The organism is Microcoleus sp. B4-D4 (genome assembly GCF_036705185.1).
Lineage (GTDB): Bacteria > Cyanobacteriota > Cyanobacteriia > Cyanobacteriales > Microcoleaceae > Microcoleus.
In genome coordinates, this window is sequence record NZ_JAUBTX010000083.1 from 1 (window position 1) to 14974 (window position 14974).

Below are 14974 nucleotides of genomic sequence, written 5' to 3' on the forward strand. Positions count from 1 at the left end.
ACCACTCCGATTCCATCCCGAACTCGGTTGTTAAACGCTGCGGTGGCGAAGATATTTGGCGGGTCACTGCCTGAGAAAATAGCTCGATGCCTGGTTAATTTTACTTACACAAAGCCCCCCCCTCTGAATACCAGAGTGGGGCTTTGTTTTTTCCCCCACTACCATCCCAATATTTACTCCGTCCTTCCACAACACACCCTTTTATCCCCACAGCAGACGCTTTTTATCTTGATTTTTATACCCAATTGCCGTCTGTGTTCTTCACGTCAGGCTATTTCTCCTCCCCTTTGTGATCTTGCGGATAATCAACTCCCCATCTGGGCGGATTTCTGTGAATTATTTTATATCATATCTGGTCGATTGACCGTAATACGAGCGACTGTTTATTAACATCAACGTCCGAAAAAGAGCAAGCTTCAGTCGTAAGGATTCAGGTCAAAAAAACTTCAGTGGCGGCATCTGGTAAAATAAACGAATGAAAAAGCCCGCAGCCACCAGACAGAAAGAAAAAACCCAAATCGAGCATTTGAGCCAAGCTGAACTGGTGGAAATGGTACTGGGGCTGCAAACAATTATTGAAGAATTGCAAGAAAAACTAGCTATTGCGGAGGGCAAAAGTCGAACCACCAGTCAAACCTCTTCAAAACCCCCATCAACGGATCTCATCCAGAAATCAGAGAAACCAACAGTCCAACCAGAAGCAGACCAAAAAAAGAAACCAGGTGGACAACCAGGTCATCAGGGAAAAACCCGAAAAGGGTTTGGACGAGTAGACAGAACCGAAATTAGCTCACCGGAAATCTGCCTCAATTGTGGCAGTCAAGAATTAAGTGAAGTAATTAGGGCTTGCTGAATAGAACTCGAAGCTATGACTGCCAAGGGTTTCAAGCTTTTAAAAAACAAAAAAATGCAAGGTTATGGCCTTTGTCGGCTCAAAATCCTTGGATTTCGGTGGAAAATTGTAGAGTAAATTTGGGAACCAATCTCCGAATCTCCCATTTTTCAAGCTGTTTGGCATCTAGATTCGATTTGTGGACTTTTTCAGTAAGCCCTAATTAACATCCACTCTCAGCAAGTAGCAACTCTAGTCGCGAAACCAATTGAAGTCGTCGAATATCAGACACAATCGTGTAAATGTCTCGAATGTGGTGCAGTAGTTAGAGGAGAACCACATCAAGGAGTGGTTCCAGGGCAAGACTTGAGCGTTAATCTCCAAGCATTATTAGTCTGGTTAGGAAATTATGGGCATCTTTCCTACGCCAAGCAGACTGAATTGTTGTGGGAACTCGGCAGGATAGAAGTGTCCGTAGCAATACTTCGGACAGTTTTTAAGCAGCAAGAGTACCATAGGATAGGACTGACGAGAGGTTAGGGTGATTTAAAATCAAGTTAGGGTCTAAATCTAACTTGTTAATAAAGGTGTAAAGTAGATGCCTATTAAATTCTAAGCGTTTGTAAGATGCCATTGAAAAAACAAAGGGAGCCGGAGATGAATGACGATTATAAGCTTCATATTTTGCCAAATTTAAAGCAATGAGACTGGAGTTAAAATGAAAATCAAGCCGTTGAATACCACGACATTGGCAGTCGGATAAACCTGTAAATTGTTTGCGATCACGAAAAATGAACTCAATCTGGAAACGGGCCTGATAATACTCAAGTATTTGCTCGGCTGGCAGAGCAATATCGGTGCTAAACAATAAAATATTTTTGCTCTTACCGTTAGGTTGAAGCTCTGAAATCACAGCTAAACGTATTTCACCTTTTAAACAATAACTCCATAATACTAATGAATAAAGATTAACTCCCGCTCGAAGTTTTTTGACAAAAGTTAAATTCTTTAAATTATTGCAGTCAACCTTTCCATCATATTTGCGAGGGGCACATCGTGGATCTTTTCACCTGTATAGAGGTAATTTAAGTTAGCATCAATCCTTAATTTACTAATCAAATTTAAATCTGCATCCCGTACAGCATTCCAGAATTTTAAGCGACAATAATAACCATCAGCTACCAAGTAACGGACATAATCTGGCAACAAAGAACGAGTTTTTTTTTAAATGTTGAGCATAGTCATCGACTCTTGTTATTTCAGGCGTTAAGCTTAATAACTTCTGTTTTTTGCCAAGTTTTTTTGAATTATTTTTGACTTTAGCAGTTAGGGGATTTTTCGGTAGTTCTGTGGTCGGACGCAAGGGCGTTTGTTGTACACTTAGGCTATAAGATAAATGAGTTTCAACTTCGACCACAGAAATTACAGAAATTTCTAATCCCTCTTCAGATCTGCCAGCTACACCATTATAAAAACTAGCTTTGCCTTCAGTTTTTTTGCCACTTTTGGGGATAAAAGAACAATCGATAACGGCAATAAGTGTTCGCTGATGATCTAAGGCTTTATTGAGAAATAATTTATTAAATGCGGGAAAATCAAAGCTTTTGAAAAAGTGGCGACGATAGGTTTTTTCACTCAAACAGCTATAATGACTCAGATTGGTAAAATTAACCTTGCCATAAACAAGCAATATGGTGGAAAATAAAATCACCATAAACTTCTTTTGAGGCAAGACTCAATACCTGGCATTTGTTGTAAAATAGATTCAAGAATATTCATGAGGCAGTTTTTTAAGTTCGTGTGTTTTTTGAGCTTAACCTAAAAATTGCCTTTTTTTTGATTTTTGATTCAGATTCCAATAACTTTTGTAGCTCGGCGAGCCTCGCGTCCCTCTTCCAAAACTGTCCGAAGTATTGTTAAAGAATCCTAAAAATTTTCATTTTCTGATTGAGGCGTTCAATGACGATACGTTGGGTGGTCATAGTACGACTTCCAGAGATAGAAATTTTGGTCAACAATCGGGGAATTTATGGATCGAAAGCATTTGAGGGGATCGATGATGAATGGATAAATTTTCTGCAAATCAACGTCATCAGCGGAGTGCGACTTTCTCGAAAGTATTTGCGATTAATGCTGATTAAGAATTGGGGGCCGATTATTGTCATTTCCAGCGAACTCGGTAGTCAAGATTCCAGTAGAAATGATTCACTACGGAAGCTAGGGATTGTTATTCTGCCGGGGCCGAAGCCGATCTGGTACAATTTGAAGGGTTTTGCATCCAGGGTGTTTCAGAAGTCTGCATCAAGTCGAGGCGAGATTTGAAAATTTCAATGCACGCGATCGCATCAAGGCTATCTGTTGACTTCGATAAGTTACTGGTGGCGGGTGCACAGGAACATTTCACCAATAAACTCAATCAACCATTTTGCTACAGACACAGTACAGCAATCCGGTGCAGCACATCCCCCAGCCAAAGCGTTCCCTGGTGAAGAGTTTCGCCATTAGATTAAATTTACCCGCACAATTGCCATCCCTGGCTCGATCGCCAAAGATAAAATTTTTCCGGGGAAAACTTGCTATTTAATGAATAAGACTTTAAAATCCAGCAATGTAAATCAAACTCTCAACAAGCAGCCCCTGCAAGCACAAACCCGAAATGAGTGGAAAGTGCCAAAAAGCTGGAAAAATTACCTTTTTTAACTCTTTCAACAGCAAAGCACAGAAAAACCCAGGGATCGACGCTCTGCATCTTGGAACGAATGCTTTGCTCGCAATACTACAAATGTATCAAATAATTGTCTGCCCAAACTCAGCCGCAACTGATGCCTAGCCCAAACGCTTGCTGCGTAAGGTTTCAGTTACTAATGAGGCTGATTTTATTGTCATTAACTACTTGAGGATTCGATCGCATGGTTTCGATTTCTACAACTCAGTCCGACGCGATCCCGGTGTCTGCGCCAGGGGTAACGGCCCCAACCCAAAGCAGCACGGCGACAGCAACAGGAGTGTGCGTGACGGTTCACGGTCACTTTTACCAACCGCCCCGAGAAAACCCTTACCTGGATGCGATCGAACGCCAAGCCAGCGCCGAACCCTCCCACGACTGGAACGAACGCATCGATCGCGAGTGCTACCGCCCCAACGCCTTTGCGCGCATACTCAACGACCGAGGGGAAGTCGCCGGAATCGTCAACAACTACGAATATCTCAGCTTCAACATCGGCCCGACATTGATGAGTTGGCTCGAACGCTACGATCCCGAAGTCTACCAGCGGATTCTGGAAGCCGATCGTAAAAGCTGTCAGCGCCTGTCCGGTCACGGTAACGCGATCGCCCAAGTATACAATCACATCATCATGCCGCTGGCGAACGAGCGAGACAAATATACCCAAATTCGCTGGGGAATCGCAGATTTTCGATCCAGATTCGATCGCGATCCCGAAGGAATGTGGCTCGCCGAAACCGCCGTAGACTACGCCACCCTCGAAGCTTTAGTGGCCCAAGGCATCCGCTTCATTGTCTTAGCCCCCTCCCAAGCCGAACGCTGCCGCCCGCTAATCGGGCAAAACCAAGCAGCAGGGGCAGAAGCTGATGGCGAATGGCACGAAGTAGGCGGCGGTCAAATCGATCCGACTCGCCCCTACCGCTGCTATTTAAAGCCGGAAATACGGTTGATGGCTGACCTCCAACTTTCGCCGCTGAGTTCTCACTCCTTGGGCCGCAGAGACGGCCAGCCTTCGGCAGCCCCAACGCCCAACAGTCCCTACATCGATATCTTTTTCTACGACGGCCCGATCTCGCGGGATATGGGCTTCAATGACGTTCTCAGCAGCAGCAACCACTTGGCGGGGCGCTTGGGCCAAGCAGTGCGGGGAGACCACCGACCGGCCCAATTAATCTCCGTGGCGACAGACGGCGAAACTTTCGGTCATCACAAAAACAGTACCGAAAAATGCCTCGCCTACGCCTTCACAGAAGAGTTTCCCCAGCGCGGCTGGACAGTGACGAATTTTGCTCATTACTTAAGTCAAAATCCGAGCACTTGGGAAGTGGAACTCAAACCGGTGACGGCTTGGAGTTGCTCTCACGGGGTCGATCGCTGGCAAGATGATTGTGGCTGTGGTGGCGGTGGCGGGTGGCATCTCCTGTGGCGCAAGCCTTTGCGGGATACTCTAAATTGGCTGCGCGATCGATTGATTCCGATTTATGACGAAGCGGGGCGCAAGCTGTTTCGCGATCCGTGGAAGGCCAGAGATGAATATATTGATGTGATTCGCGATCGATCGCCCGCGAATGTTGAGAGTTTCCTCGATCGCCATCAACTTCGCGAACTTGATGCAGCCGAACAGGTGGACGCGCTGCGGTTGCTGGAAATGCAGCGCCACACTTTGTTAATGTTTACTAGCTGCGGCTGGTTTTTTGAGGAAATCTCTCGTCCCGAAGGCGTGCAAATTTTGCGCTACGCGGCCCGGGCGCTGGAATTGGCGGGGGAAGTTACGGGCGTACAGCTAGAAAAGGATTTTATCGATCGGCTGGCCCTGATTCCCAGCAACGTTGACTGTTTCAAAACAGGGGCAGAAGTTTACCGCCAACAGGTAACAACTGCCCAAATTAGCCTCAGACAAGTAGCAGCCCACTACGCCATTAGTTCTCTGTTTGCCAAATATCCCCGCCAACAGCGAGTTTACTGCTATCAGGCCCAGCAAGAAGATTTTCAAATTCAGCGCATGGGCTCGATGACTCTGGCTGTGGGTCAACTGCAGTTAACCTCGGAAATTACCCGAGAAACAGAGGTTTTTGTGTTTGCTGCGTTCCACCTCGGGGGCTGGGACTTCCACTGCTGCATTCAGCCTTTTGGCAGTCGCCGATCTTACACGATGCTGAAAGACCGATTGTTTGGAGTTCTGCAAGAAGCTTCGGCGGCCCATGCGATTCTGGAAATGGTGCGGTTGTTTGGGGATCAGTCGTTTAGCTTGCGGGATTTGTTCGCTGAGGAACGCCACCGGATCGTGCAGTTGCTGAGTCAGGAAAATTTGACTCGCTTGGATCAGCTTTACACTCAGGTTTACCGGGAAAATTACGGGGTGATGATGGCTTTCCACCGCGACGAGTTGCCGGTGCCGGTAGAGTTGCAGGTGGCTGCTGAGGTGGCTTTGGGACACCGCTGTTTGACGGCGGCGAAGGCTTTGGAACTGGAAACCGAGGACGCGGAGTCGCTGTTGGCGGAAATTGAGGCGATCGCCACTGAAGCCGGCCACCTCCGCTGTCGGTTGAAGGTTCCCGAAGTTAAGGAAATTTTGGAAAAGCTGATTTGGCGCACTCTTGACGCGCTGCTGCAAGCTGGAACGGGCGATCGGGAACGCTCCCCTGTTGAGCTAGAACTTGAGATCGGCACGATCGACCGTTTGATTGCTGTGGGCGATCGGCTGAGTTTGGGTTTGTGTTTGGACAAATCGCAAGAACTATATTTCGATTCTCTCTACAGTCAAATAGTGCCTCTGTGTTTGGGCTGCCTGCAACGGCAAGCTGCGGCAAAGGAAGAAAATAAGGTGGATGTCGTTGCCTTGGGTATCGCCCGTTCAGACGGCGGCTGGGAGCTGTCTTCGATCCGGCAGTTGCTGGAATTGGGTCAAACTCTGGCGGTTGATGTTGAGTTTTGGTTGAACCAATTAATACCATTTTAGATTTGAGCTTGGGGCATTGCAGATTGAAGAATTGGCAACGATCCCCGCCAACAATGGTATTAAATGCCGATCGGGCGACAGGGCTTCAATCCAGAGTCGATCGGCACTGAAGCCGTCCTCGGTTCGCGACTGGCGATCGAAGTACCCACAGACAACCGCTAACTTTATTTAAGTTTTCGCTCTAGTTGTGTGGGAAGATAAAAAGACTGTACCCAAACCGTACAGGTGTTCTGCACTTGCACGGTTTGTAGAGTTTTGAAGAGAGAACACTAATTTTAAATCTATGAAAGTTGGCGATCGCGTTTGCGTTAAAAACTCTGTTGTTGTCTACCACCACCCTCAAAATCGCAGTCAACCATTTGAGATTAAGGGTATGGAAGGAGAAGTCGTGGCGATCGTTCACGAATGGCACGGCAGACCAGTCAGTGCCAATTGGCCTGTTTTAGTTCAGTTTGACAAAAAATTTCGAGCTCACTTCAAAGAAGATGAAGTCGAATTAATATCTTCGGAAGTCTAGCACTCTCAAAAACAGCGCCGGAGTCCAAAGGCAATCTCATACCATTTTAGATTTTAGATTTTAGATTTTAAATTTTAGATTTGGAATGACTGATGAGATAAGGGTTTGGAGATTTTCTAAAGCTGCATTGCTGTTGGCAACTAATATCCAATCCGATGATATAACCATAAGAGAATTTGTAGTGAAGACTTCTGTTGTTTCTCTGGCTTTTAGTCGATCGGCAGGACTAAAGTCCTTCCTACAAACCCTCTTTTTTGTTGCATTCTTAATTTTGCGATCGTCGGCGACAGAACCAACCGAAAATATTAAAATCTCCCTGCATTTTCTGCAATTCCTGCTGATGCTGCTTGGCTGTAGCGTAGTACCACTGACAGTGACGTTCGAGTTCTTCGCGGTACTTAATTTCGGCGTAAAACTCGCGAACAATTTGCTTCTGTTGGAAAATTTCGGCTGCTGGGGTCGATTCTGGGACAACGTTTTGCAACTCGTGGGGCAACATGATTGTTTGGGGGCGACTGTGGCAAATATTGGCTGTAATGACTTTAAGCTAACACAATAAATCATAGAATTGTGAGAGTTTAGATTTTATACCAATTATTCAAACTCATCTAACAGTCCCAAACAATCTTAAAATTATCTGCGTTACATCTGTGTTGCATCTGCCTCAATCGGCGGTTTTCCTATCAATTGCATTAGTTTAAATTATGCAATTAAAAATAATCAAAAAACTCAAATCTCAAATTCTGCTAAAGCCATCCCCGAAGGCGATACACAATTAAGCCGATGTATTCTTTCAAAGCTTTATTAGACTGATTTAGATAATAGGTATCTGGCAATAAATCCAGTGCGACTGCTTGCCAGCTATTTTGAGATTCTGCGATATTCTGCTGCGTTATCTGAAAGTCTGTTGGTGCCGCAATTACTTTTATTCCCAGACGCTGAAAAATTAAGAGCGATCGAGTCATGTGCATCGCCGATGTCACTAGCAAAACCGACCCTTTTATGCCTTTATTATCTAAGATTTGCCGCACATTGACGGCATTTTGATAAGTATTGTGCGAATCGGGATCTTGCAGAATTGCTGATGCTGGTACGCCCATTGTTTGAGCAATTTCTGCCATATCTCCCGATTCGGGAGGCCCGCCGCCTTTCCAGTCTACTCTACCGCCGCTGAGCACTAACAGGGGAGCTTTGCCTTGACGGTAAAGTCGGGAAGCGTAAATAATACGATCGCCCGCTTCCCCCAATTCTACCCAAGGGCGGGGAGGTAAAGCTGCTTTGACACCGCCGCCCAAGACGATTATCGCGGATGCTTGGGGGAGTTCGGCGGTTGGTAAATTTTGCCATTCGAGCGATCGAACTAAGGATTTTGACACCCAACCGCTACTTCCGAGCAGTAAAATAATTAGTGCCCCAGCCATTAGCGGTGCTGCCCATTTGGGACGCTTCCAAAGCGCGATTAAAGCCGCCATCATTAACAAGCAACTCAACCCCAAAGGATAAATAAACAGCGGCAGCAACTTAGACAAAAATACAAACATTCAACAAATAATTAAAAGCGCTTCATAGTCTGTCTTTGGATCAAGCGTGACAAATGTTAATTCATACTCAACTTTAGCAACTCCGAATTTTGAACGCTTTAACTTAAAGCTCAAAACTCAATACTAAAAACTTTTTTATGTGCTAGCGGCGGTCTTCTGTTTTCGACAGCCAATCAAACAGTGAAGTAGCTTCGCGCCTGGAGCTTTTGATATATCTATTGCCGCCCGTTTCCACTACTTCTTTATTGAGTATAGCGTCCGAGGTTTTATCCTTAGAACCTGTATTGGGGTTGAGTAGTAATTCGTTGTGCCACCAAGCGACAGTTAAACCTGCTGCTACCCCGCCGAGGACACCAAGGCCGAGACTCACCGGCAGGGTACATCCGACTAAGCGAAACCCAACGGTAAATAACACAAACCATATCAGCGCGGGGCTAAACCCTTTGGAGTCTCCGGTAAATTTTGGCATGAGCTGCAAGTTGTGTTTGTAATAGTACAGAAAGATATTGACAATATTAGCAGATAGGTAAGATTGGCAAGGGCGATCGCGCTGCAACTACTCCCCACAAATCAAGTTTAATTGTACCTCTAAATCTTGCGCGGTATCTATAATGTTTACAGAAATTTGCTCAATTTCTGTAAAAGCTTCTGCTTCTGCTTGCTGCGAGTTCAATAGTTCTGCTGTCGCGTCTGCAATATCGCCCCGGCGCTGTTGCAGCCGTTCTCGCAATACAGCAATTGGTGCGGTGCAGTAAATGATTTGCCAGGACAAGCCGTGGGATTGAGCCAGATTAATCGCATCGGTTCTCAATTTTTGGCGATCGAACTTAGCATCTAAAATCACATCCCAACCTCGTTCGGCCAGAATTATCCCCAACTCTAACAATCTACCATAAGTCTGCACCGTCATTTCATCCGAATACAAATCTTGCCCGCCGCGTTCATTTAAAGAAATTCCGCCTAAATGTTTGCGAACAGCATCGGAACGAATCTGAATTGCACCTGTGCGGGCTGCCAAATATCGAGCCACCGTACTCTTCCCAGAACCAGACAAACCCGACATCAAAGTTAACTTTCCCCGACGCGGTTTTGTGTATTGCCAAGCCTGTTTATAGTAATTAGCTGCTGTCTGTGAAATCTCGGCTTTTTGGGCAGTTGAAACCGAGGCATCGTCCAACATTAACGAAGTGACTTTTGCTCTGACATAAGCTTGACGGCTTAAATACAGCGGCAGCACTTGCAGTCCTTCCCAATCGCCTGTTTGTTCGATGTAAGTATTGAGAAAAACATTGCCTAAATCTCTGCGCCCCCGCGATTCCAAATCCATCACCGTAAAAGCGACATCGTACATCACGTCAACAAAACGAAAAGGCTCGTTAAATTCAATGCAGTCGAACAGCAATATTTTATCTTGCCACAATGCTATATTTCGCAAGTGCAAATCTCCGTGACACTCGCGAATTTTATTGTTGGCAATCCGCCGCTCGAATAATTCTGGATTTTTCGCAAAAAACGCATCAGTATAATCTTTAGTCTCTTGATATTGAGTCTGAGTCTGCGGCCCGCCGATATATTTTTGGGAAATCAGATAGTTGTTATCTATTGCTGTGCGAATCTGACTGACTTCGCCAAATGTGCGAATGTAGCTATTAGTAATTGCCGTGCTGTGAAACTTGGCAACTTCCCGCCCTAACTCTGCCATAAGTTGTTCGGTCAACTGTCCGCGCTCCAACAAACTGAGAAACAGCGAATTTTGAGGAAATTCCCGCATTTTCAGCGCGTATTCTACAGCCACTTCTGCCGGAGTTATCTCCGCTGAATCGCTTACAAATTTAAACAAATCGCCCCTTTGAACAATTGACAAAACTTCGAGATAAATTTCCGGTGCTGTGCGCCGGTTCATCAGCAATTCTTGGGTGCAAAAATGCTGTCTTTTCTCTAAAGTGGAATAGTCCATAAAGCCAAAGTTGACTGGCTTTTTGATTTTGTAAGTATAATCTCCGGTTAGCAAAACAAAGGAAGCATGAGTTTGAATTAGCTGCACCGGTTCTGTGACACTGTGCGGGTAAAACCCCGGCTGCAACATTTGCTGAATCAGAGGTGGGAGGTAAGACATATCGATTTTAAATTTTAGATTTTAGATTGTGGATTTTAGATCTTAGATTTTAGATTGTGGATTAGAAATTTGTGATTTGTGGATTGTGGGTTTAATTTTTTGGATTTATGATTTTTAATTTTGAATTTTGGATGTTGACTTTTATCCGATTTATTATAGAGTTGATAGTTAGTGTAAACCAAAAAGTAACAATGACAGAAAATAATCAAAATTCCGGTTCTGTGGATGTGTTTGGCGTGGGCAATGCCCTTGTAGACATCTTAGCATTGGTGGAAGATGAATTTGTCCTCAAGCACGGGCTGAATCGCGGTGGGATGACGCTGATGGATTCGGCAACGCAGGGGGGGATTTTGCACGATTTGGAGCAGGTTTCGCTGCAAATGCGATCGGGGGGTTCTGCGGCAAATACGATGATTGGTTTGGCTCAGAGCGGCGGTAAAGGCTATTATTCTGGGAAGGTTGCTAAGGATACTAACGGCGAATTTTACCGGCAAGATTTGCTGGAGGCGGGGATTGATTTTAATGTGCATCCTGCTGAGTCTAACGGGCCTACGGGTACTTGTGTCGTGTTGACTACGCCGGATGCGGAACGCACTCTGTGTACGAATTTGGGGGTTTCTACTACTCTGGCGGCGACTGATATTGATGTCGATCGCCTGTCTCACTGCAAGTACAGTTATGTTGAGGGTTATCTTTGGGATGCTCCAGAACCGAGAAAGGCTAGTATTGAGACGATGGAACAGTCTAAGCGTCTGGGCGTGAAGGTAGCTTTTACTTTTTCGGATGGCTTTTTGGTCGATCGATTTTCCGATGATTTTCACAAGGTGGTTTCGGAATATTGCGATGTGATTTTTTGCAATGCTGATGAAGTTCGGAGCTTTTTTAAGGAGGAATCTTTAGAAGAGTGCGCCCGGAAGATGAGCGAAATTTCGGATTTGGCTTTGATCACCAATGGGGATAAGGGCTGCATGGTGGTGGAGAACAAACAGATTGTGGATGTGGCTGGATTTCCCGTAAAGGCGATCGATACTGTGGGTGCTGGTGATGCTTTTGCCGGCGGTGTTTTGTTTGGGCTTACTAATGGTTTGAGTGCTACAAAAGCGGCTCGTTGGGGCAATTATTTGGCTTCTATGGTGGTGCAGATTCACGGCCCTCGTCTTGAAGGTTCTCAGGCTCATTTGCTGAATCAGGTGATTTCTGGTTAGTAATTGAAAATGGGCGATGATTGATAGGCGGGACGCCTGTTCCACAATTGATGATTCATGTTCCGCCTGTTCCACAATTGATGCAGAGGGAAGAAGCGGCGTGAAGCGCAGTAAAATCTACTGATTCAGGATGCTCGGTACAGGGGGTCAAAAACCCGGTTTTTATGTATATTTATCGTTGCCAAACGAAGATTTTTCGTAAAAACCGGGTTAATGATAGCCTTAGTTTTAAGTAAATCCACTTAATTAAACGTAAAATACGGCTCGCTAAAAAGATTCCTGTGTATGTTTTCTTCCCTTCTTCCTTCTTTTTACCCTGAGCGAAGCCGTTATAGCCTTCTTCCTTCTTCCGACTGACTTACATCCGTTACATCCGTTACATCCGTTACATCCCGTACATTGCTCGTTGCCGAACTTCCTTCTTCCTTCTTCCTTCTACTGCGGAATAAGGGTGTTTTTGAGCAACCGCAGATGCACGCGGATGGACGCGGATGGAGGAAAGGTATATCGCACTTTTGAACTGCTGATGCACGTTGATGGATGCGGATGGGGGAAAGGGCGATTCCCTGCAGAATAGCTACCCTCGCGCGTACTTTTGAATCGCAGAGGTCGGCTGATGGATGCGGATGAATGAAGGAATATCGCTTTGGGAAATAAATCAACTATAATTACTAAAATAAAGATAAATTGCACTTTATCTATAATCCGATTATGACTGTTATTGAACAAATTTACGCGATCGTCAAAACTCTTCCCCAAAACCAAGCTAGCGAAATTCTCACTTTCGCTGAGTTTATTCGTGCCAAGTACCTGAATGCTCACCAATCCACCGATACAGTAGATTCTTTAACTCCTTGGACAGAATTGGTTTATTCCCTCGCTGGAACCTGGGCAGAAGATTTTCCTACTCTGGAAGAGATTCGTCCCGAGTCGGGGGAAGACATTTTGCGGGAGAGCTTTTAGATGTACATAACAAAGGGGCGATAGAACTTCGTCTGTTTTTGCTAAAATTAAATATCTTTAAATATTATCAATTAGGAGCCTTTGACGCTTTATGTCTAAGCAATCAGTCATCACAAAGTATATTGAAATTACACCGGGAGTGCTTGGTGGTAAACCACGCATTGCAGGTCATCGAATTTCTGTAGCACATATCGCCCAAATGTATCTTAATATGGGAGAGTCGATCGAAGAAATCGCTAGGGACTATAATTTGTCGCCGGCTTCGGTTCATGCGGCCATGACTTACTATTACGATAATCGAGGAGAAATTGACCGCCGCACTGCTGAATCAGATGCTTTTGTTGAAGAGTTGAAGCGTCAGAGCCCACCTTCTCGTTTGCAGGAAAAGCTGAGGGAAATTAGAGGTGAGTGAACGCATCCGCTTTCATTTAGATGAGAATGTTAAATCGGCTGTGGCGCGAGAGTTGCGTAGACGATTAATTGATGTTACAACCACTATTGAGGCGGGATTGCTTGCTCAGACTGATGAATCGCAGTTAGCATTTATCTGCGAACAAAAGCGGGTGATTATGACTCACGATGATGATTTTTTAACGATTGCTAGTCTTAGCAGCGATCATCCAGGTATTGCTTATTGTAAGCAAGGGACTCGTTCGATCGGACAAATCATTGAAGCTCTGGTTTTGATTTATGAAGTGTACACGCCTGACGAAATGGTTGGGCGTGTTGAGTTTTTGTGAGAAATGGCAAAGGGCGATCGCGCTTTTTGTCGTAAAGGGCGATCGCGCTTTTTAGCAACTGCAGATAAACGCAATGGATGGGGATAGATAAAAACGCGATTTATCTGTATTATGACTTACGCATAGGGCCCAGAAACCAGGTTTTTGCGAAAACAATTCGCCGAAGCCCAAAGATTCGGTAAAAACCCGGTTTCTTAGTCGGATCGCACAAGTCCTGCAATACTTATTCTTATGTTGGCTAGTTGTTGAATAGACATCATGCCGTTATGGGTTCGACCACCAATTACCCATGTAGGATAGCTAGAAACCCCAGCCCTAGCTGCCGAACCCAATTGCACAGATGCCTCGATCCAGTCCGTGCGATCGATCTAGACTTTGAAGAAAACGCTAGCATTCAGGGCATCTTGAGCTACCCCAGAGACTATACCCAAATAATTATCACCCGCTTTGATAGCCGTAGAAGCCACAGGTGCCGCGCCGTCAAGCTGCAAATTCACACGCTCAAAAGTCAGAGCAGAAAATGTGAGTCCTTCGCTCAAACCAATTGAATCTCCAGGGCGGAAGTCCGCAATCACATCTGTTTGATTAATCGGAGTTGAATCTTCATCTACGGCTAAGAAGAAAGCATCATTGCCATCACCGCCTGTGAGAATGTCTTGGCCGCGATCGCCTATGAGTATATCGTCGCCAGCACCGCCATTGAGAATATCATTTCCCTTACCGCCCCGCATAACATCATTGCCATCTCCTCCTATTAGGCTGTCATTGTCATTATTGCCGCTGAGAAAGTCGTTACCAGCACCGCCATCAATGCTATCGGAGCCTTTTCCGCCCAACAAAATGTCGTTGCCACCCAGTCCGTTAAGTGTATCAGCACCTTGATTGCCACTGAAGATTTCATCGTTATTCGTACCTGTTAAAGAGTCATTTCCCGATAGGGCTACGATTCCTTTGCCCATCGCCTCTGGCGGTATAACAGTATCAGCATTGTCTGTGAAGAAGTAAAATCCAGGCCCGCTAAGATTTTGTGGCAGTCCCGTCGGTTCGCCGCCGTCTGTGGCATTGGGTTTGGGTGAAAAGATGGATACTAACGGTGCAGGAGTTGGGGTTGGAGTTGGAGTTGTTGGAGTCGGAGTTGTTGGAGTTGGAGTTGGAGTCGGAGTTGTTGGAGTTATTGGAATTGGAGTCGGAGTCGGAGTCGGAGTTGTTGGAGTTGGAGTTGGAGTCGGAGTTGTTGGAGTTATTGGAATTGGAGTCGGAGTCGGAGTTGTTGGAGTCGGAGTCGGAGTTGTTGGAGTCGGAGTTGGAGTTGGAGTCGGAGTTGTTGGAGTTATTGGAATTGGAGTCGGAGTCGGAGTTGTTGGAGTCGGAGTCGG

Annotated in this window: 16 protein-coding genes and 1 rRNA gene; 9 read left to right on the top strand and 8 right to left on the bottom strand. The window is 45.5% G+C overall.

The window, feature by feature from the left end; all coding sequences use genetic code 11:
- Together rrf and QUB13_RS29660 are read left to right on the top strand one after the other, a co-directional pair.
- A 5S ribosomal RNA gene (gene rrf, locus QUB13_RS30575) occupies positions 1–95 on the top strand; the annotation flags it as partial.
- A 380-nt stretch (positions 96–475) separates the two neighbouring features.
- Positions 476–853 carry a DUF6444 domain-containing protein gene (locus tag QUB13_RS29660; RefSeq protein WP_333388481.1) on the top strand — a complete coding sequence of 126 codons (378 nt, stop codon included), beginning with the start codon at positions 476–478 and terminating at the stop codon, positions 851–853.
- Between the two features lie 475 nt (positions 854–1328).
- On the opposite strand, the gene QUB13_RS29665 is transcribed toward QUB13_RS29660, so the two are convergent.
- Complete coding sequence (locus tag QUB13_RS29665) at positions 1329–1745, bottom strand: transposase (protein ID WP_333388484.1); 417 nt, start codon at positions 1743–1745, stop codon at positions 1329–1331.
- A 261-nt stretch (positions 1746–2006) separates the two neighbouring features.
- Positions 2007–2546 carry a hypothetical protein gene (locus QUB13_RS29670; RefSeq protein WP_333388487.1) on the bottom strand — a complete coding sequence of 180 codons (540 nt, stop codon included), beginning with the start codon at positions 2544–2546 and terminating at the stop codon, positions 2007–2009.
- Between the two features lie 245 nt (positions 2547–2791).
- Between QUB13_RS29670 and QUB13_RS29675 the strand changes: the two genes are divergently transcribed.
- The 3 genes from QUB13_RS29675 (at position 2792) to QUB13_RS29685 (ending at position 7033) form a co-directional block, all read left to right on the top strand.
- Positions 2792–3154, top strand: a complete 363-nt coding sequence (locus QUB13_RS29675; protein WP_333388490.1) for an SDR family NAD(P)-dependent oxidoreductase — start codon at positions 2792–2794, stop codon at positions 3152–3154.
- Positions 3155–3741: 587 nt separating this feature from the next.
- A complete protein-coding gene (locus QUB13_RS29680; protein ID WP_333388493.1) occupies positions 3742–6516 on the top strand; it encodes a DUF3536 domain-containing protein in 2775 nt (924 codons plus the stop codon).
- A gap of 283 nt (positions 6517–6799) precedes the next feature.
- Positions 6800–7033, top strand: a complete 234-nt coding sequence (locus tag QUB13_RS29685; RefSeq protein ID WP_194010886.1) for a ferredoxin-thioredoxin reductase variable chain — start codon at positions 6800–6802, stop codon at positions 7031–7033.
- Positions 7034–7298: 265 nt separating this feature from the next.
- Here the strand turns inward: QUB13_RS29685 and QUB13_RS29690 are convergent, their stop codons facing one another.
- The 4 genes from QUB13_RS29690 to QUB13_RS29705 all read right to left on the bottom strand — a co-directional run bounded on the left by QUB13_RS29690 (position 7299) and on the right by QUB13_RS29705 (position 10690).
- On the bottom strand, positions 7299–7532 hold the full coding sequence (locus QUB13_RS29690; RefSeq protein WP_333092305.1) for a hypothetical protein: 234 nt from the start codon (positions 7530–7532) through the stop codon (positions 7299–7301).
- A 247-nt stretch (positions 7533–7779) separates the two neighbouring features.
- Complete coding sequence (locus QUB13_RS29695; RefSeq protein WP_333388496.1) at positions 7780–8574, bottom strand: YdcF family protein; 795 nt, start codon at positions 8572–8574, stop codon at positions 7780–7782.
- A gap of 142 nt (positions 8575–8716) precedes the next feature.
- Complete coding sequence (locus QUB13_RS29700; RefSeq protein WP_194070975.1) at positions 8717–9043, bottom strand: hypothetical protein; 327 nt, start codon at positions 9041–9043, stop codon at positions 8717–8719.
- Between the two features lie 87 nt (positions 9044–9130).
- A complete protein-coding gene (locus QUB13_RS29705) occupies positions 9131–10690 on the bottom strand; it encodes a bifunctional aminoglycoside phosphotransferase/ATP-binding protein (protein ID WP_333388499.1) in 1560 nt (519 codons plus the stop codon).
- A gap of 191 nt (positions 10691–10881) precedes the next feature.
- Here QUB13_RS29705 and QUB13_RS29710 point away from each other — a divergent pair, with 191 nt between their 5' ends.
- Positions 10882–11895 (top strand): adenosine kinase, encoded by a 1014-nt coding sequence (locus QUB13_RS29710; protein ID WP_333388503.1) that lies wholly within the window; start codon positions 10882–10884, stop codon positions 11893–11895.
- Positions 11896–12224: 329 nt separating this feature from the next.
- On the opposite strand, the gene QUB13_RS29715 is transcribed toward QUB13_RS29710, so the two are convergent.
- Positions 12225–12557 carry a hypothetical protein gene (locus tag QUB13_RS29715; protein WP_333388505.1) on the bottom strand — a complete coding sequence of 111 codons (333 nt, stop codon included), beginning with the start codon at positions 12555–12557 and terminating at the stop codon, positions 12225–12227.
- A gap of 49 nt (positions 12558–12606) precedes the next feature.
- Between QUB13_RS29715 and QUB13_RS29720 the strand changes: the two genes are divergently transcribed.
- The 3 genes from QUB13_RS29720 to QUB13_RS29730 all read left to right on the top strand — a co-directional run bounded on the left by QUB13_RS29720 (position 12607) and on the right by QUB13_RS29730 (position 13598).
- Positions 12607–12858 (top strand): DUF2281 domain-containing protein, encoded by a 252-nt coding sequence (locus QUB13_RS29720; RefSeq protein WP_333388508.1) that lies wholly within the window; start codon positions 12607–12609, stop codon positions 12856–12858.
- Between the two features lie 91 nt (positions 12859–12949).
- Positions 12950–13270, top strand: coding sequence for a DUF433 domain-containing protein (locus QUB13_RS29725; protein WP_194061872.1), 321 nt, complete (start codon positions 12950–12952; stop codon positions 13268–13270).
- Positions 13263–13598 (top strand): DUF5615 family PIN-like protein, encoded by a 336-nt coding sequence (locus QUB13_RS29730; RefSeq protein ID WP_333388511.1) that lies wholly within the window; start codon positions 13263–13265, stop codon positions 13596–13598. Before QUB13_RS29725 ends, QUB13_RS29730 begins: the two co-directional genes overlap by 8 nt.
- Positions 13599–13966: 368 nt before the next feature.
- Here the strand turns inward: QUB13_RS29730 and QUB13_RS29735 are convergent.
- Positions 13967–14974 (bottom strand): calcium-binding protein (locus QUB13_RS29735; RefSeq protein ID WP_333388513.1); only part of this gene is annotated, 1008 nt, incomplete at its 5' end.

What these genes read in the sequence shown, in the direction of transcription:
- QUB13_RS29660 (WP_333388481.1), top strand. Translation starts at nt 476, where the DNA reads ATGAAAAAGCCCGCAGCCACCAGACAGAAAGAAAAAACCCAAATCGAG.
- QUB13_RS29670 (WP_333388487.1), bottom strand. Translation starts at nt 2,546, where the DNA reads ATGGTGATTTTATTTTCCACCATATTGCTTGTTTATGGCAAGGTTAAT.
- QUB13_RS29675 (WP_333388490.1), top strand. Translation starts at nt 2,792, where the DNA reads ATGACGATACGTTGGGTGGTCATAGTACGACTTCCAGAGATAGAAATT.
- QUB13_RS29680 (WP_333388493.1), top strand. Translation starts at nt 3,742, where the DNA reads ATGGTTTCGATTTCTACAACTCAGTCCGACGCGATCCCGGTGTCTGCG.
- QUB13_RS29685 (WP_194010886.1), top strand. Translation starts at nt 6,800, where the DNA reads ATGAAAGTTGGCGATCGCGTTTGCGTTAAAAACTCTGTTGTTGTCTAC.
- QUB13_RS29690 (WP_333092305.1), bottom strand. Translation starts at nt 7,532, where the DNA reads ATGTTGCCCCACGAGTTGCAAAACGTTGTCCCAGAATCGACCCCAGCA.
- QUB13_RS29695 (WP_333388496.1), bottom strand. Translation starts at nt 8,574, where the DNA reads ATGTTTGTATTTTTGTCTAAGTTGCTGCCGCTGTTTATTTATCCTTTG.
- QUB13_RS29700 (WP_194070975.1), bottom strand. Translation starts at nt 9,043, where the DNA reads ATGCCAAAATTTACCGGAGACTCCAAAGGGTTTAGCCCCGCGCTGATA.
- QUB13_RS29705 (WP_333388499.1), bottom strand. Translation starts at nt 10,690, where the DNA reads ATGTCTTACCTCCCACCTCTGATTCAGCAAATGTTGCAGCCGGGGTTT.
- QUB13_RS29710 (WP_333388503.1), top strand. Translation starts at nt 10,882, where the DNA reads ATGACAGAAAATAATCAAAATTCCGGTTCTGTGGATGTGTTTGGCGTG.
- QUB13_RS29720 (WP_333388508.1), top strand. Translation starts at nt 12,607, where the DNA reads ATGACTGTTATTGAACAAATTTACGCGATCGTCAAAACTCTTCCCCAA.
- QUB13_RS29725 (WP_194061872.1), top strand. Translation starts at nt 12,950, where the DNA reads ATGTCTAAGCAATCAGTCATCACAAAGTATATTGAAATTACACCGGGA.